The 1,513-nt window shown below is 41.1% G+C and carries 3 protein-coding genes; 2 read left to right on the top strand and 1 reads right to left on the bottom strand.

The window, feature by feature from the left end; all coding sequences use genetic code 11:
• The coding region (locus tag C4F37_RS27045; RefSeq protein WP_001691633.1) for an IS1 family transposase at positions 1-112 on the top strand (112 nt) is incomplete at its 5' end.
• A 271-nt stretch (positions 113-383) separates the two neighbouring features.
• The gene (gene papX / locus C4F37_RS27040; RefSeq protein WP_001774069.1) at positions 384-935 is read left to right on the top strand and encodes an HTH-type transcriptional regulator PapX; all 552 of its coding nucleotides are present in this window, start codon (positions 384-386) and stop codon (positions 933-935) included.
• Between the two features lie 466 nt (positions 936-1,401).
• Here the strand turns inward: papX and C4F37_RS27030 are convergent.
• Positions 1,402-1,513, bottom strand: a 112-nt coding sequence (locus tag C4F37_RS27030) for an IS1 family transposase (protein WP_001691633.1), incomplete at its 5' end; no start/stop codon positions are given.

Below are 1,513 nucleotides of genomic sequence, written 5' to 3'. Positions count from 1 at the left end.
TCTGAGGCAGCACCTGGCACGGCTGGGACGGAAGTCGCTGTCGTTCTCAAAATCGGTGGAGCTGCATGACAAAGTCATCGGGCATTATCTGAACATAAAACACTATCAATAAGTTGGAGTCATTACCTACAACGTTTATCGACCTCACACGAACAACGATGGTTTACCGCCTTGCTTACATGAAGAAAAGTGGAAACAGGTTATTCCGGTGTCCTGATTTTGTGAACCACTACAATAATCCTTTTTCACAGACTTGTCAGCAGCCAGCATTTATGTTCTTTTACCTGCGGGAATTTATCCGTCTGCCTGTCGGGACTACTCTGTCATACAGAAATCAGGTAGGAATAAATTGTAGTGGAAAGTCGATGTTTACCGGATGACTGATGCGCGCTTGTACACAGACAGTGTGTTTCAGTAATATGGAAAATAATGAAATGAATAACACAGACACATTAGAAAAAATAATCAGACACCAAAAAAACAAAGACCCCGCATATCCCTTTCGGGAACATTTGTTGATGCAGCTCTGTATTCGCACAAATAAAAGAATGCAGGATAATATATCTGAATTTCTGGGGGTGTATGGAATAAATCACTCAGCATATATGGTTCTCACCACATTATTCGCAGCGGAGAACCATTGTCTGTCACCTTCAGAGATAAGCCAGAAACTTCAGTTTACCAGAACTAATATTACCCGCATTACAGATTTTTTAGAAAAAGCCGGATATGTAAAAAGGACGGATAGCAGGGAGGATCGCCGTGCTAAAAAAATCAGTCTGACATCTGAAGGTATGTTTTTTATTCAGAGGCTCACTCTTGCACAAAGCATGTATCTGAAAGAAATCTGGGATTATCTGACCCATGATGAACAGGAACTGTTTGAAGTCATTAATAAAAAGTTACTGGCACATTTTTCTGATGCCAGCTCATAAAGTGCGAAATATCTGAGGATGCTGGATAGCTTCAGGCAAGAGAATAATGATTCTTGCAGATGTGTTTTTCCGGATACAAAAACAAAAGTAAAAAATTGCAGCGCCAGGCCACCTTTCAAAGCAGGGAGGCCTGTACCGCGTCGAAAATTTCAGCCAGTTAATGTAATTGTCTGAACCAGGCACTTCGCCCGGGCAGGAGAAGGAGCGTGGTTGCGGTCATCCTGTATACTGAAGTCGTTATGAAGGAATAATACAAATAATTGCCCGTTTTCTCTGTACGATAGAGGCAGGTGTGTATGATTGCATTACTATGTTTTTGTGATATAAAAAACTAAATGGTGAGATATGCATTTTAAAATATAACAAAAATCACCATGAAATAAGAATAATTATCCACGGAGAACATAAACTGCAGACTGTTACAATGCATGCTGTTCATCTTGACAATGTCGGTAATGACTCCAACTTATTGATAGTGTTTTATGTTCAGATAATGCCCGATGACTTTGTCATGCAGCTCCACCGATTTTGAGAACGACAGCGACTTCCGTCCCAGCCGTGCCAGGTGCTGCCTCAGA

It is taken from the genome of Escherichia sp. R1 (assembly GCF_003000935.1).
In the GTDB taxonomy this organism is placed as follows: Bacteria; Pseudomonadota; Gammaproteobacteria; order Enterobacterales; family Enterobacteriaceae; genus Escherichia; species Escherichia coli.
This window is presented reverse-complemented; position numbering and strand designations above follow the sequence as displayed.

Excerpts from the sequence above, each read along its gene's own strand:
- papX (WP_001774069.1), top strand. The coding sequence starts at position 384 with ATGCGCGCTTGTACACAGACAGTGTGTTTCAGTAATATGGAAAATAAT.